The sequence below is a fragment of the Selenobaculum gibii genome, assembly GCF_030273445.1.
GTDB lineage: Bacteria > Bacillota > Negativicutes > ICN-92133 > ICN-92133 > Selenobaculum > Selenobaculum gibii.
This window is the reverse complement of record NZ_CP120678.1, coordinates 1,092,177-1,117,716: the sequence shown is the minus strand read 5'-3', so window position 1 is coordinate 1,117,716 and position 25,540 is coordinate 1,092,177. Positions and strand designations below refer to the sequence as shown.

Below are 25,540 nucleotides of genomic sequence, written 5' to 3'. Positions count from 1 at the left end.
AGAAAGCTTAATTATTCTACTCATAAAACTAAATTCGACACAAAAAAGGGAAAAACAAATTATGTTTTTCCCTTTAATTCATTTACCGTCTCACAAGTTGATTGTTTTGTATGGAATATTGCATTTTATCACTGCCTAAAAATTGGAACGTTATATTAGACCCTATAGCGTTTTGCACGTCTGACCAATTCTCAATTGTTATTGAAGAATATTGATCATATTTAATATATAAGCTATTATCCTTTTGCGACACCAACGTATGCGATGGTAAAATTTGATCTGACATTAAAAATACAATTGCACTATTCTTTAAATCTATTGCCGATGTATTAACCAAGACATTGGCGTTTTCTGCATTTTCACGATCAAATTTCAACGTTACCGTTCCTGATGATAGTTGATTATCCGTTGTTTTTCCAAGAATGTATTGGTTATTTCCACCTTGCCCGTAAAGCGAATCATTCCCACCAGTCCAGACTAAAGTATCATTTCCTTTTCCACCATACAATTCATCATTGCCACGGCCACCTTCAAGATAATCATCTCCATCACCACCATAGAGGATATTGTTTCCTGCGCCGCCAAAAATTTTATCATTACCTGCTCCACCAGAGATAAAATCATCACCTAATCCACCTACAAGCAAATCATTTCCTGATCCACCTACAATATAGGCACCATAATTACTTCCATAAATTTCATTGCCTAAATTGTTGCCCATAATTATTTCGTTTGTAGTTGATGTTGAACGAAAAACCGTCTCCGCAGCGCCTAGCATGACTCTATTCTCTGGATAGGAAAAGCTGGTTCCATCAAATAAATCAATTTGTTGCCCCATCTCATGTCGGTCTAATCGAATATTTTCAATTCCTGTCGCTTTTTGAAATGCCTCTAAAAAAATACGATAATTTGGCAATTCACCAGACCTATCACCCCTAGCCAAATCATATGGCATTGGCACCGTAAATCCTAAATGACCCTCTGATGCAAACTCACCTACAGGGTCTCCTTCCGTACAAAAATTTATGATATGTGAAAAATCTTTTGTATTTAAAGAATAACCTTGAATTTGTTCTAGCAATGTTAATACTCCAGTACCCTCAATTGCCATTGTCGGTATTGCTGTATTTGTATCCAAATAATATTTAGCTGAAACCAATTGTGCTATTGAACCACCCAAGGAATGGCCTGTAATAACAATATGATAAGAGGATAAATCAGCAGATTTTTTTATCACATCCATTGTATCATTGAACCATTTGTATGCTGTATAAAATTGGTCGGGAACTTTATTCGCCATCATTTGCAAATCCGCAACTCCATCATTACCTAAAACTAAGAACCATTTTTTATAAAGCATATCATATTCATTCGGCGTGAGAAACCTTGTAAAACCATCCGAGTAAGTATACAAGTCCTTTAGCAATCGAGCATCCAAAGCATTTTCAGCCAACAATTTCGTAAAACCATGTGAACCTTCAAAAGAAATATTAATCTCATGAGTTTTATCATTGACAAACATTCTAGCACTTAACCCTGTTTTCAGCTCATCAATACGTTTTTCTACATGCCAATCGCTTAAAGCACTCTCACCTTTACCAGCCACTTTATAAAATGCATAGATTTCTTTATAACTCATTTTCATTAGATCAGATAATGAGGATGAAGATGTTGTGTAGGTTGATGACGATTTTTGACTTGAACTTATTGGTGTGTTCTTTTCTTCAGCTTTAGAAGTTATACCTGGGATTAAGTTTCCTAATTTAGATAAAATACCATTACTCTGCTTTGACTTAGATAAAAAACTTCTTCCTTCTACGATATCGGAAATCAAATTTTTCTCTATTTCTATAATTCCCATTTCCGTCCTCCTATATTTTGTTGTAAAGAAGGCAGGAAAATTTTGAAAAATCTTCCTGCCTTCTTGTACGAAACTAAATCAAATTATTTTTTCACAAAAGATGTTCCTTCAATTTTGTAGGAAGCATTATTAAACTCAAATGTATTCACGCGATCCCCTGTTGCATACCAGTCGGAAACAACTACCGTATTTGTAGTATTTAGACCACTCTGTTGATAAGAAATAACTAAATCTTTTCCTTCCTGGCCAATCGTATATTCTTGCGCATTGAAAACATTATTAAATTTAATAACGTCTTCCTTATTGCTGCCAACAATACGATCATTTCCAAATGAATTATCAAATACAAATGTATTTTTGCCAGCACCACCGAACATTAAATCATTGCCTTTTCCGGAGTATAATGTGTCATTTCCAGCAGAACCAACTAAAAGTGTTCCTGAGTATTGTGAATCTGTACTTGCTTTAATTTCGCCCTTACCGGCACTAACAGCATAGCGTACATCGTCTACATATAGCTTACCATTTGTAAACTGAAAATCAACTTTTCCGCTATTTTGACCAAATGATTCAAATGCATCTTTAAATGTTACTGTAGCAGATTCATTTCCTAGATTGTCGGTCATAATAATGTCATTACCTTTTACAGCCCATTTCATATCTTGGAAACGAATTTCATCAGCAAAATTTAATAAAATGCTGCTGTCTTTTGCCATAGCACCTTCAAATACCACTGTATCGTGACCAAAGTTAGTAAAGTTACGTTCCCATTTTATTTGGCCTTGGCCAACAACACCATTTTTCACAATCAAAGTATCGTTGCCTTCATTACCACATAAAATGTCATTGCCAGCTGACCAAACCAAAGTATCATCACCAGCACCGCCGAATAATAAATCATCACCCTCGCCGCCATCTAGATAATCATTGCCTTCGCCGCCGTAAAGAATATCGTTACCTTTACCACCAAATAAATAGTCATCGCCAGCATCGCCAGCTAAATAGTCATCACCATCTCCGCCATAAATGAAGTCATTCCCATTACCACCAGATAACATGTTACCGCCATTACCTCCGCGAATAACATCATCACCATCACCTGCAAGTACAAGCGTAGCTTTATTTGTCGTTGTAATAATGTCATTGCCATCCGAACCAAACATGGTTACTTCCGATAACCCTAATCGAGAACCTGACCATACTTCACGTGGATCAAGATAGTCACGATATACAGCACTACCTACACCAACACGGCTTGGATCTTTAAATCCAACTGCAGTACCTGACCATAATGCAATAGATTGATCCGGTTCATGACGATCAAATCTAGTTGCGGCAATATTACCAAGTCCTAACTTATCTGTTAATTCAGGAGTAACTAGATTTAGATGATTGACTGGATCCATAGCGACGGACTCAAGGTTTTGCATATCTTCACGAGTTGTTAATAAATATGGAACGATTAAGTTAACACCAACATGACCATCTTTATTTGGATCAATGTCATAGTTAACTGCCCCAACCGGGTCTAATACAGTAATCAGATTTGTAACAAAACTAAAATCTTGTGCTTTAAAAGTATTTACAATAGCTTTAGCTTCGTTTGCACGTTCTAATGCCGTACCCGATTTCAATCTTACTACATTTCCATTTGGAAGATGAATATCATTTCCAGCTAACAATTGTTGTTCAGCATAAACTTTAAGCTGCTTCAACATACCAGGACCAGCTTCTGCCAATGTAGGTAATGCTACTCCAGTATCGATAAAATACATACCCGCCATCATTTGTGCCAAACCACCACCTAAAGAGTGACCAGCAACATTAATTCCATAGTCAGCGCCATATTTATTAACGACATCGGCAACTATGCTTTTAAATTGTTCATAGCCTTCTCTCATTTGTGGCGGAATAACTCCAAGCCCAATTTCAAGATCGGCTAAGCCGTCTTTACTAAGCCATAATGGGCTTAAATCACTATTTGCCTGTGTTCCCTCGAGGGTAATTGCTACTTGTTTATTTGCTTCGTCAACGTATACTCTGCTGTTGAAACCATGCGATGTTTCAACTTCTTTATAAAGTCTCCATTTATCTGTGATTTCTGAATTTGAAACCATTCTGCCTTTATAGATAAGCCAAGATAAATCACCTAAGGATGCACCTGTTGTAAATTTACTTTCTACAACTACACCAGCTCCGGCACTAACAGCACCTTCCTTACGTTCATAAGTTGGAGCTTGCGTAGTTGATGGCAATGCGTTGAAGATATTTGTTGCAACATCTGCACTTATCGTTGCAACCCCTTTAACAAAACTAACTGCATCACGAAGTACATGTGGACCATCATGCCCAAAGATAGCAACCTTAGTGTCTTCTACGACATCTTCTATAGCGGCTTTCGGATCAGTAATAACTCTATTAGCAACTGCACTAACTGTGTTTAATACCTGCTCCGTGGCAACTGCAATATTGCTTGCTGCCAAACTTTTTTTGCTTGCTGTTGTACTAGTATCCTCTTTAATCTCACTAATCAACGTTTTTGTAATTTTTCCAATTAGAGACATTTTAAAAATTTTCCCCCTTTATATTTTTTTTACTTTGACAAAGCTTTGACATTTCCCTTACCCCCATTTTTATTTTTCAGAATTGTATTTAAACAATCCCAAAAGGTGATAATCAAAACTTTATATATGTAAACATACCATGATACTAAACAGTATTATGATATAGCTTTACCTTGTTGCTGCATTAATAAAGAATGATAAATCCCCCTGCCTGCAAACAATTGTTCGTGCGATCCTACTTCAGCAATTCTTCCATGGTCTAAAACGATAATTTGATCACAATGTCGAACTGTAGAAAGCCTATGCGCGATCATAATCATCGTTCTTCCGTCTGAAATTTTTGAAAGATTTCTCATAATAATATTTTCAGACTCAAAATCTAAAGCACTGGTTGCTTCATCAAAAATCAATATACGAGGATCTGTAATTAACGCCCGGGCAATTGCAACTCTCTGTCGTTGCCCTCCTGATAATGCCCCGCCTCTTTCCCCAACCATAGTCTGATATTGTTTGGGAAAATCTTCAATAAACTCATTTGCGCCACTTATTTCAGCGACTCTTATAATATCCTCCATACTGGCATTTGGAGCTGCTATAGCGATGTTTTCAGCAATCGTACCATTAAACAAAAAATTATCTTGTAATACAACACCAATTTGTCGCCTTAGCCAAGCTGGTTCTATTTGTGCCATATCAATGCCATCAATTAGAACTCTTCCAGATTCAGGAACATAAAGTCTTTGAATTAATTTAGTTACCGTACTTTTTCCTGAACCTGACCTTCCAACGATCCCAACACTAGTACCTGCCTTTATCTTAAAAGATAATTGATACAAAACTTCTGCCATATCCACGCGATACCGAAAACTCACACGGTCAAATAAAACATCTCCTTTTATTTGCGGTAAAGTTGTACGTGTTGGATTAAAAGCAGGCTCTATCTCCGCATTCAAAATATCACCCAATTTATCAACTGAAACTTTTGTCTGTTGAAAACTTTGCCACATATTAACAATTCTCAAAACTGGCGCAATTACTTGCCCAGACATCATTTGGAATGCAATTAATTCTCCAATTGAAATGTGATCATCCATAACCAAATATGCACCATACCAAAGGATTATTATCGTGAAAATTTGTTGAATAAACGCACCAATATTCCCGGCAAAGTTCGCTAAATTCGTTGTAGCAAAAGAAGTTTTAATAAACTTCGACAACATTTGTTCCCACTTTTGACTTAATTGCTGTTCTACCGCAAGAGATTTTACAGCTTGTATTCCTGTTACCGATTCAATAAGAAAAGCCTGATTTTCTGCATTCGCTTCAAAATTTGCATTTATCCTTTTACGATAAACTGGTGTGACAGCTAAATTTAAAATAATATATATCGGCAATATCAAAAGTACGATGATACTTAAAACTTTACTATACATAAACATTGCTACCACATAGACAATCGTAAAAATAGAATCTAAAACGATCGTCAGCGCTGACCCAGTAATAAACTGCCGAACAGTTTCAAGCTCGCGAACCCTAGTAACAACATCCCCGACTTGCCAAGAGGAAAAATATTTTATCGGCAGTGATGTTATATGTTTAAATAACTTTGTACTCAATATAACATCAACTTTATTTGTCGTATGGGTAAATAGGTACCCTCTTAAACTCGTAATCCATGTTTGAAATAAAGATACAAGAATCATCCCAATAATTAATATATCCAAAGTAGATAAACTTCGATGAACAAGCACTTTATCAATAATCACTTGTGTAAACATCGGGCTTATAAGTCCAAAAAGCTGTAATAAAAATGACATCCCTAAAACTTGCCAAAGAAATTTTTTATATTTTAAAATAACCGGAATAAACCAAGACAAATTAAAACTTTTGTCCTTCTCTTTTTTCTCATACCTTTTAGTAAATAAAACGGTCTCACCATTCCAGATCTCTAAAAACTTTTCTAAAGATATTACAACTGGATGAGTTTGATAGGGATCAATTAATGCGACTTTCCCTTGTTCATGCCGAACAACAATTACCCGATTATTATTGATTAATGTAGCGATTAAAGGTAGCGGCATTAATTCCAGTCTAGATTTGTCAACATTTATTTTTCTTGCTTTAAGCCCAATCTCTTTGCTAGCTCTAAGCAAAGTTAACGTGTCCATCCCGGATCTATCCACTACATATGCACGCTGCAATTGCTCTTCTTGAGCTGAAATGCCGTACATTTTAGCTATAATCACTAGACATCGAAGTGCTGTATCGATTTTATGTATATATAGATCTGAATTCTGTTCTCGTCTAGCTTCCACGCGCTATCTCTCCCTTAACGCTTCACTTTTATATTGTCTAAACGGATCAAGGAAAAATTCTATGATACGTTTTTGTCTAATTTTAATTTCCGCAGTAGAAGTCATCCCCGAACCTAAAGGAACTTCCTGTCCATTAACAACAAAACTATTTTTGTCAAGCTCAAGCATAACTCTATATACCCTACCTTTTTCTTTATCTTCTACCGCATTTGGACTAATCTCTGTAATTTTCGCATCAATTGTACCAAATTTTTGGAAACTAAACGTTTCTACTTTTACCTCCGCGGGCTGACCTACTTGAACAAAGCCAATATCTTTGTTTTGTACCCAAGCTTCAACTTGTAAAACCGCATCCTCTGGAACAATCTCCATTAGTCCTTGCGCCGCTGTAACAACACCACCAATCGTATGTACAGATAATTGACTGACCCTTCCGTCTATTGGAGCCACAATACGAGATAATCGATCTTTTTCTTCTGCTTTTTTTAATTCTTCCTGATAAGACGCTAACTGCTTTTTGTCTTCAACCAACGCTGAAGTTATATCGCGATTACGTTCTGCATTGATACTGTCCAGCTGTTGTTGAGCCTGAACAAGCCCCCATTCTAATTTTGCAATTTCTGATTGTTGTGCATTGATATCTTCACCTAATTCAACACGCTTCGATTGATGATCAAGTAAAATAAATGTAGATATTGCGTTTTCCGTTGCTAATTTTTCCACACGGTCTTCTTTTTCCTTTGCAATATTATACATGTCAATTAACTTTACATATCCTGACCGAGCGGAAGCCAGACTTGCTTCTGCTTGCCTCATATTACTTTGTGCCACTGCCATCTTGGCGTTATACTCCGCTAAACGACTATTATATAAATTTTGTTGGAACAAAATATCTCTCGGCTCTAGCCCTAGATGCTCTTTCACTATAAACGGAGCATTTGCTTGTTCTGCTAACAGCCTTTCAATATCCAAGCTATAGTAAGCAACTTGATGCCGCAAATTATTTACATCTGCTTCTGTAATTGTCGTATCGAGTTCAATAAGCAAATCACCTTTTTTCACAACTTGCCCTTCAACAACATGAATTTCTTTTACGACTCCTTTATCTTCAGCCTGAATCGTTTTCACCTGTCCATTAGGAATAATTTTTCCATTCGCAACAGCTACCTCGTCTACTGATCCAACCATAACCCAAACAAACGTTACAATAATTAATGCAAACAAAGTCCACAAAACTGTTCTCCCCACTGGTGATGGCGGCATTTCTATTACTTCTAATGCGGCAGGTAAAAATTCAATTTCTTCTTCTTTTAACTCTTTTTCATCTTTACTATAAAATTCTTTTATAAATTCTTTTATTTTATTCAACATATTAAACCTCTTGCTGCATGTACAAGTTATAGTACAAACTCATTTTTGTCATTAATTCATCATGTGTTCCATATTCAACAATACTACCCTTATCTACTACGAGAATCATATCGCAATTACGCACGGTAGAGAGTCGGTGGGCAATCATCAGCATCGTTCTTCCAGACGCAATATGATCAATATTTCTCATGATAATATTTTCTGATTCATAATCTAATGCACTTGTGGCTTCATCGAAAATTAAAATTTTAGGATCCATGATAAGCGCTCTGGCAATTGCAATTCTTTGCTGTTGCCCTCCGGATAAATCCGCCCCTCTTTCCCCAACTTTCGTATCATATCCTTCTGAAAGTTCAAGAATAAATTCATGGGCACCAGCTAGCTTTGCCGCAAAAATAACCTCATCTATTGAAGCCCCAGGATTTGCAAAAGCAATATTATCTCTAACACTGCCATTAAATAAGAAATTTTCCTGCAAAACAACTCCAATTTGCCTTCTCAACCAAACAGGATCTATCTCCATTACATCAACTCCATCTATATATACCTTTCCATTCCCTGGTATATATAGTTTCTGTACAAGTTTAGTAATCGTACTTTTTCCCGAACCTGATCTTCCTACAATCCCAACACGCATCCCTGGCATAATTTCGAAATTCATCTCTTTTAGAACCGCCTCACTCTCAGCATCATAAGTAAATGAAACATTTTCAAATCGAATAGCTCCTGTTACGTTTATCGGCTCATGACTATGAAGCCCATTAATTTCGGGCGCAGTATTTAAAATATCTCCTAAACGCTCTACCGCTAGCATTGTTTGTTGACAACTCTGCCACATTCCTGTTAAGCGATGCATCGGATCACTTGCCTGTCTGGCTAACATCTGAAATGCAATCAGCTGCCCAATCGTCATCTCTCCATTCATAACTTTATGTCCTCCAACCAAAAGAATCCCGAAGGTCATGATACTTTGAATGGTTCCGCTTGATGCACTTAAACAAATATTGAATTTCGCACTATCAAAAGTACTTTTAATGTATTTAGCCAATATTTTTTCCCACTGATAGTTGAACTGTGGTTCTACAGCCAATGCCTTCATCGTCTGCACACCTGTAATTGATTCTACTAAAAAAGCATTACTTCTTGCGCCACTTTCCCACATAGTATTTAAGCGTTCTTTATAAATAGGTGTTGCGATTATATTTTGAATAATATATAAAGGTAGCGGAATTAAAGCAATAACTGTTAAAGTAACGCTATAATAAAACATCACTCCAATAAACACAACTGAAAAGAAAGCATCTAAAAACACAGTCATTGACGAATTAGTCAAAAAGTTGCGAATGCTGTTTAACGCGGATACTCTCGTAAGTGTATCCCCTACTCGCCGCACTTCAAAATATCTTAACGGCAATGATGTTAAATGCCGGAATAAGCGCGCGCCTAAAATCATATCCACTTTATTTGAAGTATGCGTTTCAATGTATTTTCTCGCGATTGTCATCATGCATTGAAATATTGCAGAAAATACAAGAGCTAAAGCTAAAACATCTAAAGTTGCAATTCCTTTGTGCAGAATTACTTTATCAATAATCACTTGTGTAAATAAAGGAGTAACCAACCCAAATAACTGTAAGAAAAAAGACGCTATTAGCACTTCAATAAAGTATTTTTTATATTTAACGATTACAGGAATAAACCAAAGCAAATTAAATTTTTTACTTGCTTCTTTTAGACTAAAAGTTTTTTTAATTAAAATACATTCGCCTGTCCATTCCTCTATGAAATCTTCTATTTTGCAAGTTTTAGTCTTCTCTTCCTCCGGTTTATAAATCAACATCACCCGAGTATTACTTTTACCAATTATCAAATAAGAAGAGTTTTTCATCTTCGCTATTAAGGGAATATCCAATTCTGCAATTTCGTCTATTGTCGGTTTAATTATTTTTATTTTCAATTTTGACCTTTTCAATTTATTTTTCAGCGAGTAAATATCTATTTTTCCTTTATCATTTTCTTTTATTTCATCAAATATTTTCTTTTCATATTTAACACCTTCAATTTGCAATACTGTCAAAAAGCATTGAATTAAACTATTTTCTTGTCTTTCTTCCTCATGGTTAGATTTCAACAAAAGTCCATTCATTTATAATACCTCAATAAAATTATACTTTTTATCTTTATCTTTTATTACAATTTTCTCTTACATTTTTATTTTTTAAATTCGTTCCTTTGTAAGAAAATCCTTCCTGAAAATGCTCTTTTTTGTATTTTTATAAAAAAAAATTATATTTTATTGTGTTTTATCACAATATATGAAAAAAGAATAAAAAGTAATAAAAAACGATACGCTTAAAATTTAAACGTATCGTTTTTTATTACTTTTTATTTTGCTTCAAAACTTAAGCAATTGGTTTCACTATGTGTTATTGCATTTTTTCCACCAACCGTTATTCCATCTCGATGACAACAACAATTCTCATTGTACTCACAACTTTCAACTCGACAATTTAAACAAGTACATTCCGAAGAATCATTGCCACAACTGTTTGTCAAAGATGAGTAGGTATCTTGATTTAAATATGATGTACAACAAGTATCTGCATCAGTTTGAGCTTTACTTCCGTCTATTTCAACAAAATTAGCATAACAAGATCCACATTTATTATGTGAACACTTATCTACTGAACATGCTATTTTTCCCATATTAATATCGCTCCTTATTTAAAATATCTATCTAATAAACCCTTAAATGCACAGCCATGGCGCGCTTCATCTTTACACATTTCATGAACAGTATCATGAATTGCATCAAGATTATGCTGTTTCGCTAACGTAGCCAATTGCTTTTTCCCTTCGGCTGCACCATACTCAGCTTCAACTCGCATAGCTAAATTTCGTTTTGTGCTAGCTGAAACAACCTCACCTAAAAGTTCTGCAAATTTCGCTGCATGTTCTGCCTCTTCCCAGGCAATACGTTTGTAAGCTTCTCCAGCTTCAGGGTAGCCTTCTCTATCAGCTTGTCTTGACATTGCCAAATACATCCCAACTTCCGTACACTCTGCTAAAAAATTAGAGCGTAGCCCTTCTACAATTTCTGGCTCTGCATCTCTAGCAATACCAATCCGATGTTCATCCGCCCAACTCATTCCTCCAGTTTTTTCAATAAACTTATCTCTTCCCGCTTTGCAAAGCGGACATTCTGCTGGCGCTGAATCACCTTCATGAACATATCCGCATATCGTACAAACATATTTTTTCATTATTTCCTCCTTATAAAATTAAAGATTTAATCTCAATACTTAGTATTCATCGTTAGTAAAAAAACATACATAAAAACGACTTGACCTTTATAAAACAAGATCAAGTCGTTCTTTATCTTCCGATGTCATTAAGGATATGTTAGAAATTCCATGATTTATCCCTAATTGATTTTTTTTAATATTTTTTTTCGCTCCCCAATGCGCCAATAACAAATCACAAAAAGCTTCTATCCTCGGAACACTCTTTTTCAATTTTGAAAACACAATCCAATATTGCCGTATATTTAAAATAATATTTTCCACTGTACTTCCACTTTGCCGAGCTTCCACTTCAAAAAAGAATATTAACTCATTTAAAACAAGTTTCAAATTTTTTTTTCGCATAACATCACTGGAATGGGTAAACCTTTGTTCATGCATATAGATCTGTCTACCAGATTCCAAAAGCGGTATAAATAATGAAAATGATTTATCTAAACCATAATTTCCTACTGCCATTTTCAATAAACATAAATATGATTTTACTGCTGACTTCATATCACAACTATCATACTCGGATAATTTTAGCAAAAAACATAACACCCTATCACCACATTTTGATGATAAATTCATAATCGCCATCCCAGCGATATTAGGTATTTCCTGAGTCATTCTAGAACTTATTAAACTTGTAATTAATCCTTTTCTATATAAATCCTCATAAAATTCTTGATATACATTTAATAAACACTCATTATTCGTTTTTAATATATAGTAAAACCAATCAATTAATAATTCTTCTATTTGTTTGCTAATATTATAGTGCTCAAAAGTTGTTTCAATATCTAAACAATACTTTTTGCATTCTATAAATAATGCATCATCTCGTTTTCTTATTGCAATAATCCCAATTCTTTTTAACGCCAAAATTGATATTATCCTCGTCCGCTGCTCATGTAAATTAAATTTTGATATACTATAGAAAATACATTCCATAACTTTAGACATCAAATACGTTAAATTTCTTTTTTGCATGATAACGACCAAAATTAATAATTGACGCAAGCATTGATTTGCATTTTTCTCATTAATATGCATTAACAATGTTTTATACGCTGCAAGAAGATATTCCGCAACATCATATTGCTCAAGCTTTACCGCCTTAATAATTAATGCCATAAGCTTTTTAGGTTCACTATTTCGCATTAATTTTTCACCAAAAGATAGTTTCATTAACTCTGATACCTTATAAGCAAACACTTGATTTCCAGTAAGAATAGCAAGGTTGATGAGAAAATATTCTTTTCTCATCAACCCATCGATAACTTTCTCATTTATGCGTTTTTTAGAACTTAATCTGCTTACTTCAAAACATAATATATTATAATATAAATTAAAAAAACGCACTGAAAAACATCGCTGAAAAAGCGCTATAGATAATAATCTCTTCACCAACATTCTCCAGAGCATCTATAATCCCCCTATTATTTAATCACATGCACTTTTAGCATATTTGTTGAACCAATTGTATCATTTAAGCCTGACGCCACCACCAAAACATCACCACTTATAAAATCCCCATATTTCATTGCTTTATCAATTACATTATTAATCAGGGTATCACTGTCATTGTAAGACTCTCTAAGAATTGGATGAACACCCCAATAAAGCTGCATTTTACGAAGCGTTTTTTCTGATGGAGTAACTAAAATAATTGGCATACTTGGACGATATTTAGAAATCAATCTGCCTGTAGATCCACTATTACTAGCAGTTACAATAGCTTTCGCACCTAAGCTTTGTGCTAATCGAACGCTTGCATGTCCCATCGCATTTGTAAGATTACTGTGCTCAACCAATCCCTTTTGTAAAAAAAGCTGATTATATTTTAAAGACTTTTCTGTCTTCTCGGCTATTCTAGCCATCATCTTAACTGCCTCAACTGGATATTTTCCAGATGCAGTTTCCCCACTTAGCATAATCGCATCTGTACCATCCATAATGGCATTGGCAACATCACTTGTTTCAGCCCTTGTTGGACGTGGATTTTCCACCATAGACTCTAACATTTGCGTAGCAGTAATCGCAATCTTGCCAGCCGCATTACATTTTTTTATAATCGTCTTTTGTACTAAAGGTACATCCTCTGCGGGTATTTCTACCCCTAAATCGCCTCTTGCAACCATAATACCATCAGATACTTTTAATATCTCATCCATATTCTTTACGCCTTCAGCATTTTCAATTTTAGCGATAATCCCCATTTCATAATTATTCTCAATTAATAAATTACGAATCGCAAGGACATCTTCCGCACGCTGCACAAAGGACGCTGCAATAAAATCCATTTCATTCTTAATACCAAATAAAATATCAGCCTTATCTTTTTCAGATAAAAACGGTAAATTTACAGATACCCCTGGAACAGCCACTCTTTTTCCTGAGCTAATTGCACCACTATTCATAACTGTAGTAATAATGTCATTACCTTTTATTGCCTCTACACGAAGACTAATTAATCCATCAGATAAAAGAATCATATTTCCAGTTTGAACTTCTTGAGGTAAGAATTTATGATTCACAGAAGCTCTCTCATTCGTACCTTCAACTTCATCCGCTGTAATGATAAATGTACTATTTTTTGTTAAAAAAGTTTTACCACCTTTGAACTTGCCAAGTCTCATTTCTGGTCCTTTTGTATCCAGCAATAATGCAACTGGTTTGCCTACTTTTTGGGAAGCTGCTCTTAATTTAGTAATACGACATAGCTGTTCCTCATGATCTCCATGTGAGAAATTACAACGACCAACATTCATTCCAGCATTTAATAACTGTTCTAAAATGCTATCACCATCAGTTCCTGGCCCCATAGTACAAACAATTTTCGTTTTTTTCATCATTAAAACAACCCCCTTTAATATTTATTCAATTTCAACTTTATCCGCTGGCTAACGAGGTCATCCAACGAAATAAGCGATTCACACAAAATCGAAGATTTTGGTTCTCCGCTTATAATCCCCCTATCCTTTCAGATGGGAATAAAGTTCCCATAAGCCCCTGGATTACTCATCTGCCTAAAGCTTTATCTAAATCAGCCTTGTTTATAAAGTTGAAATTAATGAACAAACCTCTTCATACTGTTATTTTCATTAAATCCATATGAACAACATCAATTTTAAACTTTACTTAATAGCTTGCTGGCAAAGAATCATTTGAGCTTCATCGACTTCTGATTCCAGTACCTGAATTTCATACATTCCATCACCATCTGACGAAGCGCTTGTAGATTTAGCATTAACTAAAATGCCTTCTCCACCCAATAAAGCCTTTAGCGCATCAGCTTGTTTCTTATTTCGCGCAATATATATGGATGTCCACATAACAGTATCCCCCTACAAGAAAATTAGTATAATTAATAAAATAATGAAAATAGCAGAATGCGATACTTATTGCATTCTCCATATGAATGCCTATTCCTGCTAATCCTTTCATAGAAAAAGCAATAATTTTTTTACCATACAAAGATATTGGTTTTCTCTCATAAAAATACAAAAACCTATTGTAAATATCTATATTGCATCACTTATTATAAATGAACTATTTAATTTGTACAGCCCCTTTGCCTAGAATCATTTCAATTTTGTTAATCGCTTCTTCAGTAGGTGCAAACCAAAATTTTTCTTCCGCCTTTATTACCTTTCGACTATCGACCAAATGTAGATAGACCATATTTTTACCGCCATAAGATTCAAAAATTTCTTTTAATTTTGAAAAGATATCTTCCGTCTCTTGCGATTTTCGAATTCGGATTCTTATTACTGGTTCATATTCATCAAAATTCATAATAGAATCTGCCAAAATTTTTGCAGATTCTTCATTTACATTTAAACGTCCACTAACAATAACCGGCGTATCTGGAATTAAAACATTCATTGATTGATAAAAGACTTTTGGAAAGACAACCACTTCTATTTTATTTGTGAAGTCTTCAACTTCAATGAAGCACATCGTCTCTCCCTTTTTAGTACTAATACGTTTTGAATTTACAATTAAGCCTGCAATCTTAACTATTCTCCCATCCATTTTCTCCGTTTCAGTCAAAGATTCTATAGTCATGAATTGTTGCATTCTCTCCCTATATTTATCAAGCGGATGCCCTGTAATATAGAAACCTGTAATTTCTTTTTCCAACGCTAAAATTTGCTCTTTTGGCATTTCTTCAATATTCGGTAAAGCAACATCTTCGACTTCACTCATTTCTTCTTCACCAAATAACCCAATTTGCCCGCTCGCTGCATCCCGTTGCCTGCTTCCAGCTGCTTCTACCGCTTTATCAAGAACCGCAAGTAATTGCGACCTCTTTGCTCCTTGCGAATCAAACGCACCACATTTGATTAAACTTTCAATTACTCGTTTATTTACAACTCGCATATCTACACGCGTACAAAAATCAACCAGCGACGTAAATCTATCCTCTTTTTCTCGCGCTTTAATTATACTTTCGATTGCATTTTCCCCAACATTTTTTACAGCTGCCATCCCAAATCGAATCGCTTCTCTATCAACGCTAAAAGAAGCTTTGCTAGCGTTAATATCCGGCGGTAAAACCTGAATTCCTTGATGACGACAATATTCAATATAATATCCAACTTTATCACTCGTCCCCATGACACTCGATAACATTGCTGCCATAAATTCATTAGGATAATGCGCTTTCAGATATGCTGTCTGATAAGCAACCATCGCATATGCAGCACTATGAGACTTATTAAATCCATAATCCGCAAAATGTGCCATTAAATCAAAAATCTCAATTGCTAAAGCTTCGTCAATTCCGTTGCTGCGCGCACCATTTAAAAAATTCTCGCGTTGAGCCGCCAAAATTGAATGTTTCTTCTTTCCCATTGCACGTCTCAACAAATCTGCCTGCCCTAGTGTAAAACCTGCTAATACTTGCACAATCTGCATAACTTGTTCCTGATATAAAATCACACCGAAAGTTTCTTTTAATATCGGTTCTAGTAATGGATGTAAATATTTCACTTCTTTTCGTCCATGCCGCCCGTTGATAAAATCCGTAACCATCCCACTTCCTAATGGCCCCGGACGATATAATGCAACTAACGGAATGATATCGGCAAAACCATTTGGTTTCAATTCTTTAACTAAGGTAGTCATCCCTGATGATTCCATTTGAAACACACCAACAGTATCTCCATTTGATAACATTTGTGCAGTTTTTTCATCTTCTAAATCAATTGCATCTATGTCAACTTTAATGCCTCGATTTTCCTTAATTAATACGAGAGCATCACTAATCACGGTTAAAGTCCTAAGCCCCAGAAAGTCCATTTTAAGCAAGCCTAGTTCTTCAACTCTGTCCTTATCGTATTGCGTAACAGCAAACCCATCAGCAGAAACTTGAATAGGAACATAATCCGTCAATGGATCTCTTGCAATTACAACACCTGCAGCATGCGTAGATGCATGTCTTGGCAATCCCTCTACATCACGAGCAAAATCTACTAATTTCGTTACTGCTATTTCCTCCTGATAAGCATTTTGCAACTCAGGATTGCTTTTTAAAGCTTTGTCAATCGTCATATTCAATTCCGCAGGAATCATTTTTGCAATCCGATCTACTTCACTATAAGTCATGTTAAGCGCCCTGCCTACATCACGAATTGCTCCTTTTGCAGCCATTGTACCAAAAGTAATAATCTGCGCAACACGCTCAGAACCATAACGCTCAACAACATATTCTATAACTTTTTCCCTTTTTACATAACAAAAATCAATATCAATATCCGGCATAGTAACACGATCCGGATTTAAAAATCTTTCAAAAAGCAAATCATATTTAAGTGGATCAATATTTGTAATACCTAATAAATAAGCAACAATACTGCCTGCTGCCGAACCTCGACCTGGACCAACTGCTATATCATGATTTTTCGCATAATTAATAAAATCCCATACAATAAGAAAATAGCTATCGTATCCCATTTTTTGAATCACAGATAATTCATAATCTAATCTTTCAGTTTCAAGTTTCGTCACTGTTACATAACGATCGTTTAATCGCTCTTTACATAGTTTTCTTAAATATGATTCATCAGTCATTCCATCGGGCACAGGAAATACCGGCAAATGTAATTGCCCAAAAACAAAATCAACTTGACAACGCTCAGCAATTTTCACCGTGTTTTCAATTGCCCCGCGATATGCACCAAATAGTTTTTCCATTTCTTCTGGGGATTTAAGATAGAAATTATCATTAGGAAACCGCATGCGGTTTTCCTCATCTACCGTTTTTCCCATTTGGATGCATAACAAAACATCATGAAATTCACTATCATTGCGATTTGTATAATGCGAGTCATTCGTTGCCACTAATCCCAAATCATATTTTTCTGCTAACTTTACTAACTCTACATTAGCTTTCTTTTCTTCCGGCATTCCATGATTTTGAATTTCAATAAAAAAATTATCTTTACCAAAAATATCAATGTATTCCTGAACTAAAACATCCGCACGCTCCGGATTATCACGAATAATTGCTGCCGGAATTTCACCAGCAATACAAGCACTTAAACAAATAATTCCTTCATGATATTTTCTTAGTAACTCTTTATCAACACGAGGTTTATAGTAAAACCCTTCACTGTACGCCAACGATACTAACTCAATTAAATTTTTATAACCTTGTTGGTTTTCCGCCAATAAAATCAAATGATAATAGCTTTCGCCATCAACTGCCATTTTATCAAATCGCGACTTAGGCGCAACATAAACTTCACACCCGATAATCGGTTTTACACCTTTGGCCTTAGCAGCTTTATAAAAATCAATAACTCCGTACATTGAACCATGATCTGTAATTGCAATTGCCGGCATATTTAATTCTTTTGCTCGATCAATCAATTGGTGAATACGACTTGCACCATCTAGCAGACTATACTCCGTATGTACGTGCAAATGAACAAATTGATTATTTTCCTGATTCATAACTTAAAAGCCTTTCAAAAAATTGATAATAAGTATAAAAATTCGACAATTAACCCTGTTTCCCTCTTCTAATTATATAAACAGCTTACAAAATTTTATATTTAATTAAATTTTTCAGCAAAATTGCAGGTTTTTTCTCACTTTATGTTGAAGGTTAGAAGGTTAGATTTATCTGAAGAGGTGTTTATATTTGTTTCATATAGGTATTTTACAATTAACCCAAAATCTCGATGATGCCGTCAAGGGATTTAAGCAAGGCTTGCATAATGCAAAAATCGAAGCTGCATTTCATTATATGAATGCCGATGGAAATGTCGAAGAATTATCCAAATTAGCCCGTGCTTTAGCAGATTTAAAAGTAGATTTAATTTTTGCTTGTTCTACTCCTGCAGCGAAAGCAGCAAAAGAACTCTCTGAAAATATTCCTGTTATTTTTACACCCGTTTTTGATCCAATGAGCGTAAAGTTAGTTTCCAACATAGAAAAACCTGGGGGTAAAGTTACAGGTATGTCTGGGATGGTAAATGCAGTAGCCAAGGTAGACTTTATTCAATTACTCTTACCCAATATACAACATATAGCTATGCTATATCACGAAAAAGACGAAAACTCCTGTATCGAAGCATCCAACTTTAGAAAAGCTGTCGAAAATAAAATAAAGCTTAGCAATATCATCATTCAATGTCAAGAAGATTTATCCTTACTCGAAGAAAATTTGCCGCATGATATTGATGCGCTATTTTTACCCATTGGAAAGATTGTTGAAGAAAACTTTGCCAGCATTGTTTATTATACGGACAGTAGAAACATTCCGATCATTGCCTCTCATGCACCAAATGTATCTGCTGGTGCTTTGGGTGCATTAGTTGCAAATCATGCTTCATTAGGTGAAGACTGTGCAAAGCAGGCCTACAAGATTCTTATTGAAAAAAAATCACCAGCAGAAATTCCTGTTGGCATAACAACAGCACCAGAAATTTTACTCAATGCTTTTGTTGCAGATAATTTAGAGATTTCACTACCCTCTACATTAACAGAAAAAGCAAAAGAAATTTTCCAATAACTTTTACACATTCAAGGAGAGAAATCTATGTTACTATCAAAGAAGTCCGTTGAATTACTAGCACCTGCTGGTACTTGGGAAGTATTAGAAGCTGCAATCGCAGCTGGTGCAGATGCTGTATATTTAGGCGGTAAACGATTCAATATGCGCATGCACCGCACAGACACTAATTTTGATGATGAAATGTTAAAAAAAGCGATTGAATACGCACATGCGCATAATGTTCGTTTATATATTACAGTGAATAATTTAATCAGCGATCGTGAAATCGAGCCAATGCGTGACTATTTGAAATTTTTACAAACAATTCAACCTGACGCATTGCTTGTACAAGATTTAGCAGTTATGGAACTTGTCAGAGAATTAAAAATCACCATTCCACTCCATACTTCAGTTATGATGAATACGCACAACGAACATGCAATAAACAAATTAAAAGAATATGGAATCACTCGTATCGTAGTTGGTCGAGAAATGACCCTTTCACAATTAAGCCTATTTAAGGAACGCACCGGAATTGAAGTAGAATATTTTATGCACGGCGACATGTGCATTTCACAAAGTGGTCAATGCTTTCACTCTGGAATTTTATTTGGACAAAGTTCGAATCGCGGCCGTTGCTTAAAACCATGCCGTTGGGGCTATAAATTAATTGATGAAGAAACCGGTGAAATTCTTGATGAAAATGGACCGGGCGCATATAAACTAGCTTTAAAAGATATGTGTATGTACCGTCACCTTCCAGAATTAATTCAAGCTGGAGTGCATTCCTTTAAAATCGAAGGTCGAATGAGAACAGCAGCTTTTGTCGAAAGAATTGTGAAAACATATCGTAAAGCAATCGATCGCTATTTAGCAGATCCCGCTGGATATGCTATCGACGAAAACGATTGGAATGATTTATACGAAAATCGGTCTCGTGATTTTTCCACCTGTTTTGCCCTTGGTAAACCGGATGCTTCAGCCATTGGATTTAGTGGCAAACGTGAACCGCGCTTCTTTAGCCAAGCAGTAAAAGAAGCCGACATTCATTCACCGGTTACAATAAAGCCGACGGATTTTGAAATAAAATTACCGCAAAACTATGCTCCAGAATTATCCGTCCGTGTGGCAGATTTAGCATCTGTACAGGAAGCCGCGGAAAATGGAGCAAATCGAATTTATATCGGTGGAGAAGCCTTTCTTCCCCATAAACCGTGGAGCCTTAAAGATATTAAAGCAGCAATGGATATCGGAGGAAAGTACAAGGTAAAAATTATTGTTACTACACCAAGAGCTACAATGGAACGCGAATGCGGTGAATTAGAACAGCTCTTCACACAATTAAATGAAATTCGTCCAGATGGAATTATGGTAAGCAACATGGGCACTCTCAACATGGCGACACAGCTTACGACTTTACCTGTACAAACAGATTTTTCGTTTAATACATTTAATCATTTAAGTGCAAAATTATTGAAAGATAACGGTTCCACGATGGGAACGATCTCATTGGAAGCAACGTATGCACAAATTAAAGAACTACTCTTCTCTAGCAAATTACCGTTAGAATTGATTGTTCACGGCCCTACAGAAGCAATGATTCTCGACCATAATTTACCGCATATGATTCTCGGCTATGACATGAATACACGACCAGAGCTATTTAATAAACATTATGCTCTGCTGGATAGTGCTAACGAAGTACATCCTATCCGCATTGATCAACACGAACGCAATCATGTTTTATTTGCCAAAGATTTATGCTTAATTAAATTCTTAGCAAAATTATTAGGTGCAGCTTCTTATCGTATTGAAGGACAACATTATGATGCTAAATTGGTAGGTCAACTAACTAAAATTTATCGTCAAGAATTAGATAAAATGTTAAATAGTCCTATGCAATATGAATTCGATCCTAATTTATTAACTCAACTTTCTACAATCAGTCCGCGCGAACTCGGTATCGGTGCTTTCCGCTATCGCGTATCACGTTAATAAAAGGAGGCTATCTTTTGACAAAATATATTGGCCCTGAAGCTATTATTGAAAAAAAACAAGCTTATATTATGCCTTGTTTAAATCATTTTTACGAAAAGCCAATGCAAATTGTACGTGGATCTATGCAATATCTCTATGACAGTACCGGAAAACAATATCTCGACTGTTTTGCCGGCGTTTCCGTGATTAACTGCGGCCATTGCAATAGCGAAATTACCGATAAAATTTGTGAACAAGTAAAAACACTACAGCATGTTTGTAATATCTATCTTACTGAAAATTTTGCAAATCTCGCCGAAGCGTTAGCAAAAATTACACCAGGTGATTTACAAAAAGCTTTTTTCTGTTCCACCGGCACAGAAGCAAATGAGGGCGCTGCCCTGCTTGCTTCTATTTATACAAAAAATAGTGAATTTATCAGTTTACGCAATGGATTACACGGACGGACAAAATTAACGATGAGCATGACGGGAATTAGCATGTGGCGTACCGATCCAAATCCAGTTGGTGGAATTCATTTTGCACCTAACCCATATTGCTACCGCTGTCCATTAGGAAAAAAATATCCTGACTGCGATTTTGCTTGTGCAAACGCAATTGAAGACGTAATCAGAACGAATACCTCTGGCAATGTTGCCGCATTTATCGCAGAACCAATTCAAGGCAATGCCGGAATTATTACACCACCTCAAGGATACTTTAAACGCGTAAAAGAAATCTTAGATCAATATAACATCTTAATGATTATCGACGAAGTACAAACAGGTTTTGCTCGTACAGGTAAAATGTTTGCCATTGAAAATTTCGATGTGGTTCCAGATATTATGACCGTTGCTAAAGCACTTGGAAACGGAACACCGATTAGTGCTTTTATCGCTTCGGCTAAAATCGCTAATACTTATACACGTCCTGGCGCTTCTACTTTAGGTGGTAATCCTGTATCTTCTACAGCAGCATTAGCAACTTTAGAGTATATTCAAAAGCATGATTTATTAACAAAAGCTAAACTACGTGGTAAACAATTAAAGAATGGATTAAAGAAATTACAAGAGAAGCACGCTATGATTGGAGATATCCGCGGTATCGGTTTAATGGTAGGTGCGGAATTCATCCATTCGGACAAATCACCGAACAGCCAAGCGGTTGATATCATTTTAGAAACAATGAAAGATAGAGGCTTCATTATTGGTAAAAATGGTGTTGACCGTAATGTACTCGCCTTCCAACCACCTTTAATTATTACTGAAGAAAACATTAACAATATGCTAAATCAATTAGATGATGTATTAAACACGCTAAAAAAATAAAAACAAAGCTAGTCCCCATATTTAAAATAATATGGGGCTATCTTTATTTAATTGTAAAACAACATAATAACTTTTATAACTAGGATATAATAATTAAACATTTTATAAATTGAATAGAGGTGTCTTCTTTGATAAAAATCGCATTAGGACAATTCGAAATTAAGCCCGGACATCCCGATTTAAACACAAACCGAATGCTTGAAATGATTCAATCAGCCAAGGAGTCTAAAGCAGATTTAATCGTTTTTCCTGAAATGGCAATTCCAGGCTATCTTATTGGTGATACTTGGGAACAAAATGCTTTTTTACGCGATTGTGAATATTACGGTAAAAAGATAATTGCAGCATCTGATACGATTGCAATTATGTTCGGTAATATCGCCGTGGATTGGACAAAAAAAAATACTGATGGCAGAGTAAGAAAATATAATGCATTCTTCACTGCATATAAAAAGAATTTAATACAATCTCCAGCTTCCCCTTACCCATTTATCATAAAAACTCTCCAACCAAATTATCGTGCTTTCGATGAAGAACGTCATTTTTTTAGTTTGCCAAAACTAGCTGATGAACTAAAAACGGATATCGCTGATTTAACTAGCCCGATCGATCTATGCTTAAATGAGCAAACGCTTAGAATTGGCTGCCTGCTTTGTGAAGATGCTTGGAGCGACGACTATACCTTCACACCACTTGCATTGATTAATAAAAACCACGACGTAGATTTATTTATCAATATCTCAAATTCCCCTTATACGCTCGGAAAAAATAATAAACGCAATCGAGTTTTTTCCTCACATGCTAAATCAAACAACGCTCCCTTTATTTATGTAAACAATATCGGCATTCAAAATAACGGAAAAACAATTTATACTTTTGATGGTTCTAGCACCGTTTATGATGCGAACGGAAAAATCATCGCCATGAACGAGCCCTACACAAATCAACTGAACATCGTAGGAATCCCCTTAGAAGGTGAACCTTCACTCCCAGCGATAAAAGTAAATGAAGATACTGATATTGCAAATATCTATACCGCTCTACGTTATGGCATTAAAAATTTTTTGCAGGACATCCACATGGAAAAGGTCGTTATCGGCATCTCTGGCGGTATAGACTCAGCCGTTGCAGCAGCACTTTACGCTTCCATACTTCCGCCTGAAAATGTTTTACTCGTTAATATGCCAAGCATCTATAATTCCAATACAACCAAAGATTTAGCGCAAGACTTAGCCAAAAATCTAAAATGTCTTTATACGATTATGCCGATTCAAGATTCCGTTGATACAACAGTCAATCAAATAAAAACAACACCAATTCAAAACTTAAGTAACAATACTACCTTTTATTTAGACGTTTCCTCTTTCGTAACGGAGAATATTCAAGCCCGTGATCGTTCTGCACGTGTACTTGCAGGTATTGCGGCAAGCTTTGGCGGCGGTTTTACCTGCAATGCAAATAAAAGTGAGACTACCGTTGGGTACTCAACACTTTATGGTGACCAATCAGGCTTTCTTGCTGCATTAGCAGACTTATGGAAATTTCAAATTTACGACCTTGCATATTATTTAAATCAAGTTATTTATAAGCGCGAAGTTATTCCACAGGAAACAATCGACATTGTTCCAAGCGCAGAGTTATCCAGCAATCAATGTGTGGATGAAGGAAAGGGCGATCCAATTAAATATCCATACCATGATTATTTATTTCGAGCTTTCTGTGAACATTGGAATCGAGCAACGCCTGAAGATATTCTTACATGGTATAAAGAAGATCTCTTAGAAGAAAAACTCAGCTGCGAAAAAGGATTAATCCAAAAATATTTTTCTACCAACAAAGAATTTATTGATGATTTAGAACGCTGGTGGAATTTGTACTCTGGCATCGCAGTTGCTAAACGTATTCAAGCGCCACCAATTTTAGCAATCAGCCGTCGTGCTTATGGATTCGATCATCGAGAAGCACAAAATGGAGCCTATTATACCGCACAATATAGAGCCTTAAAAAAGGAATTATTGAAATAATAATAAAAAATACCGCTCTTTTTTTAAAGATGCGGTATTTTTTAATTTATATAAAGAATAAAGTATAATACTAAATCCTTAGGAGGATAAAAATCTATATGGAAGATGATTTTTTCTCTTTAAATAGCAATGAACTACTAAGTCTAAGCATATTGCTTACAGTAGTGTTTTCTAATCAATTAAATGCGAATCAATTAAACATCCTCGGTAATTTTCTTTGTAGTCTAGGCCAAAATATTTTAGTTATCCAAGCAGTCATCGGCGCTAACCCTAATCCAAATGCAATCTATACGATTTGTTCTTCAGATCAAACAAGTACAACAAATGAAAATAACTCTAATTCAGTAGATACCGCTACGCAGCTTTCTGAATTAGAGTCAAAAATTAATACATTAACAGAAAAAATGACTACACTTGAGTCAACCTTTAAAAAAACTTAAAATCGACCAAACAATAACACCAATCCCAATCCCTACTAAAGCTACCGGAAGTGCTATAAACAGCAAAAATGATAATATTCCTGCGATAATAAGAAAAATCAATAACCGCGAAGTCCAACTAGACGTTCTAAAATTAACATTTTTTACAAAAATATGATGTTGTCCATCCATAGCATCATTAAATGAATAAGATTGGTTGCCTTCTTCATTTGATTCACTCTCAATAGTAACTCCATCATATTTTATTTTTTCTTCATTCGTTAAAACACGTACACTATTTTGAATTTCATTACCGCAATATGGACATTTATCAACTGCTTCATCGATTTCTTGATTACAATTTATACATTTCATATGCGCTCCTC

Annotated in this window: 17 protein-coding genes; 5 read left to right on the top strand and 12 right to left on the bottom strand. The window is 35.4% G+C overall.

Features of this window, described 5'->3' with window-relative positions:
* Positions 1-82: 82 nt before the first annotated feature.
* The 11 genes from P3F81_RS05305 to P3F81_RS05255 all read right to left on the bottom strand — a co-directional run bounded on the left by P3F81_RS05305 (position 83) and on the right by P3F81_RS05255 (position 18,361).
* Complete coding sequence (locus tag P3F81_RS05305) at positions 83-1,861, bottom strand: calcium-binding protein (protein ID WP_309320728.1); 1,779 nt, start codon at positions 1,859-1,861, stop codon at positions 83-85.
* Positions 1,862-1,944: 83 nt separating this feature from the next.
* Complete coding sequence (locus tag P3F81_RS05300) at positions 1,945-4,425, bottom strand: alpha/beta hydrolase family protein (RefSeq protein ID WP_147670672.1); 2,481 nt, start codon at positions 4,423-4,425, stop codon at positions 1,945-1,947.
* 155 nt (positions 4,426-4,580) lie between these two features.
* The gene (locus tag P3F81_RS05295; RefSeq protein WP_309320726.1) at positions 4,581-6,740 is read right to left on the bottom strand and encodes a peptidase domain-containing ABC transporter; all 2,160 of its coding nucleotides are present in this window, start codon (positions 6,738-6,740) and stop codon (positions 4,581-4,583) included.
* A 3-nt stretch (positions 6,741-6,743) separates the two neighbouring features.
* On the bottom strand, positions 6,744-8,111 hold the full coding sequence (locus tag P3F81_RS05290; RefSeq protein WP_147670674.1) for an HlyD family type I secretion periplasmic adaptor subunit: 1,368 nt from the start codon (positions 8,109-8,111) through the stop codon (positions 6,744-6,746).
* Between the two features lies 1 nt (position 8,112).
* Positions 8,113-10,257: a peptidase domain-containing ABC transporter gene (locus P3F81_RS05285; protein ID WP_147670676.1), complete on the bottom strand. Its 2,145-nt coding sequence runs from the start codon at positions 10,255-10,257 to the stop codon at positions 8,113-8,115.
* A 239-nt stretch (positions 10,258-10,496) separates the two neighbouring features.
* Positions 10,497-10,817 carry a DUF1540 domain-containing protein gene (locus P3F81_RS05280; protein ID WP_147670678.1) on the bottom strand — a complete coding sequence of 107 codons (321 nt, stop codon included), beginning with the start codon at positions 10,815-10,817 and terminating at the stop codon, positions 10,497-10,499.
* 14 nt (positions 10,818-10,831) lie between these two features.
* Positions 10,832-11,374 carry an NADH peroxidase gene (locus tag P3F81_RS05275; protein WP_147670680.1) on the bottom strand — a complete coding sequence of 181 codons (543 nt, stop codon included), beginning with the start codon at positions 11,372-11,374 and terminating at the stop codon, positions 10,832-10,834.
* An 87-nt stretch (positions 11,375-11,461) separates the two neighbouring features.
* Entirely contained in the window at positions 11,462-12,823 is a 1,362-nt protein-coding gene (locus P3F81_RS05270) for a hypothetical protein (protein ID WP_147670682.1), read from the bottom strand.
* Between the two features lie 14 nt (positions 12,824-12,837).
* A complete protein-coding gene (gene pyk, locus P3F81_RS05265) occupies positions 12,838-14,253 on the bottom strand; it encodes a pyruvate kinase (RefSeq protein ID WP_147670684.1) in 1,416 nt (471 codons plus the stop codon).
* A 282-nt stretch (positions 14,254-14,535) separates the two neighbouring features.
* Positions 14,536-14,733: a hypothetical protein gene (locus tag P3F81_RS05260; RefSeq protein ID WP_147670686.1), complete on the bottom strand. Its 198-nt coding sequence runs from the start codon at positions 14,731-14,733 to the stop codon at positions 14,536-14,538.
* A 217-nt stretch (positions 14,734-14,950) separates the two neighbouring features.
* Positions 14,951-18,361 carry a DNA polymerase III subunit alpha gene (locus P3F81_RS05255; RefSeq protein WP_147670688.1) on the bottom strand — a complete coding sequence of 1,137 codons (3,411 nt, stop codon included), beginning with the start codon at positions 18,359-18,361 and terminating at the stop codon, positions 14,951-14,953.
* 190 nt (positions 18,362-18,551) lie between these two features.
* Between P3F81_RS05255 and P3F81_RS05250 the strand changes: the two genes are divergently transcribed.
* The 5 genes from P3F81_RS05250 (at position 18,552) to P3F81_RS05230 (ending at position 25,175) form a co-directional block, all read left to right on the top strand.
* Entirely contained in the window at positions 18,552-19,424 is an 873-nt protein-coding gene (locus P3F81_RS05250; protein WP_147670690.1) for an ABC transporter substrate-binding protein, read from the top strand.
* A 27-nt stretch (positions 19,425-19,451) separates the two neighbouring features.
* Positions 19,452-21,401, top strand: a complete 1,950-nt coding sequence (locus P3F81_RS05245; RefSeq protein ID WP_147670692.1) for a peptidase U32 family protein — start codon at positions 19,452-19,454, stop codon at positions 21,399-21,401.
* Positions 21,402-21,418: 17 nt separating this feature from the next.
* Positions 21,419-22,711 (top strand): aspartate aminotransferase family protein, encoded by a 1,293-nt coding sequence (locus tag P3F81_RS05240; protein WP_147670694.1) that lies wholly within the window; start codon positions 21,419-21,421, stop codon positions 22,709-22,711.
* A gap of 128 nt (positions 22,712-22,839) precedes the next feature.
* The gene (gene nadE, locus P3F81_RS05235; protein WP_147670697.1) at positions 22,840-24,735 is read left to right on the top strand and encodes an NAD(+) synthase; all 1,896 of its coding nucleotides are present in this window, start codon (positions 22,840-22,842) and stop codon (positions 24,733-24,735) included.
* A 98-nt stretch (positions 24,736-24,833) separates the two neighbouring features.
* Positions 24,834-25,175: a hypothetical protein gene (locus tag P3F81_RS05230; RefSeq protein WP_147670699.1), complete on the top strand. Its 342-nt coding sequence runs from the start codon at positions 24,834-24,836 to the stop codon at positions 25,173-25,175.
* Here the strand turns inward: P3F81_RS05230 and P3F81_RS05225 are convergent.
* Positions 25,155-25,529: a TFIIB-type zinc ribbon-containing protein gene (locus P3F81_RS05225; RefSeq protein WP_147670701.1), complete on the bottom strand. Its 375-nt coding sequence runs from the start codon at positions 25,527-25,529 to the stop codon at positions 25,155-25,157. The two genes, P3F81_RS05230 and P3F81_RS05225, sit on opposite strands and share 21 nt — an antisense overlap.
* Between the last annotated feature and the right edge of the window lie 11 nt (positions 25,530-25,540).

Coding starts and splice junctions, on each gene's coding strand:
- P3F81_RS05305 (WP_309320728.1), bottom strand. CDS start 1,861: ATGGGAATTATAGAAATAGAGAAAAATTTGATTTCCGATATCGTAGAA.
- P3F81_RS05300 (WP_147670672.1), bottom strand. CDS start 4,425: ATGTCTCTAATTGGAAAAATTACAAAAACGTTGATTAGTGAGATTAAA.
- P3F81_RS05290 (WP_147670674.1), bottom strand. CDS start 8,111: ATGTTGAATAAAATAAAAGAATTTATAAAAGAATTTTATAGTAAAGAT.
- P3F81_RS05285 (WP_147670676.1), bottom strand. CDS start 10,257: ATGAATGGACTTTTGTTGAAATCTAACCATGAGGAAGAAAGACAAGAA.
- P3F81_RS05280 (WP_147670678.1), bottom strand. CDS start 10,817: ATGGGAAAAATAGCATGTTCAGTAGATAAGTGTTCACATAATAAATGT.
- P3F81_RS05275 (WP_147670680.1), bottom strand. CDS start 11,374: ATGAAAAAATATGTTTGTACGATATGCGGATATGTTCATGAAGGTGAT.
- P3F81_RS05270 (WP_147670682.1), bottom strand. CDS start 12,823: ATGCTCTGGAGAATGTTGGTGAAGAGATTATTATCTATAGCGCTTTTT.
- pyk (WP_147670684.1), bottom strand. CDS start 14,253: ATGATGAAAAAAACGAAAATTGTTTGTACTATGGGGCCAGGAACTGAT.
- P3F81_RS05260 (WP_147670686.1), bottom strand. CDS start 14,733: ATGTGGACATCCATATATATTGCGCGAAATAAGAAACAAGCTGATGCG.
- P3F81_RS05255 (WP_147670688.1), bottom strand. CDS start 18,361: ATGAATCAGGAAAATAATCAATTTGTTCATTTGCACGTACATACGGAG.
- P3F81_RS05245 (WP_147670692.1), top strand. CDS start 19,452: ATGTTACTATCAAAGAAGTCCGTTGAATTACTAGCACCTGCTGGTACT.
- P3F81_RS05230 (WP_147670699.1), top strand. CDS start 24,834: ATGGAAGATGATTTTTTCTCTTTAAATAGCAATGAACTACTAAGTCTA.
- P3F81_RS05225 (WP_147670701.1), bottom strand. CDS start 25,529: ATGAAATGTATAAATTGTAATCAAGAAATCGATGAAGCAGTTGATAAA.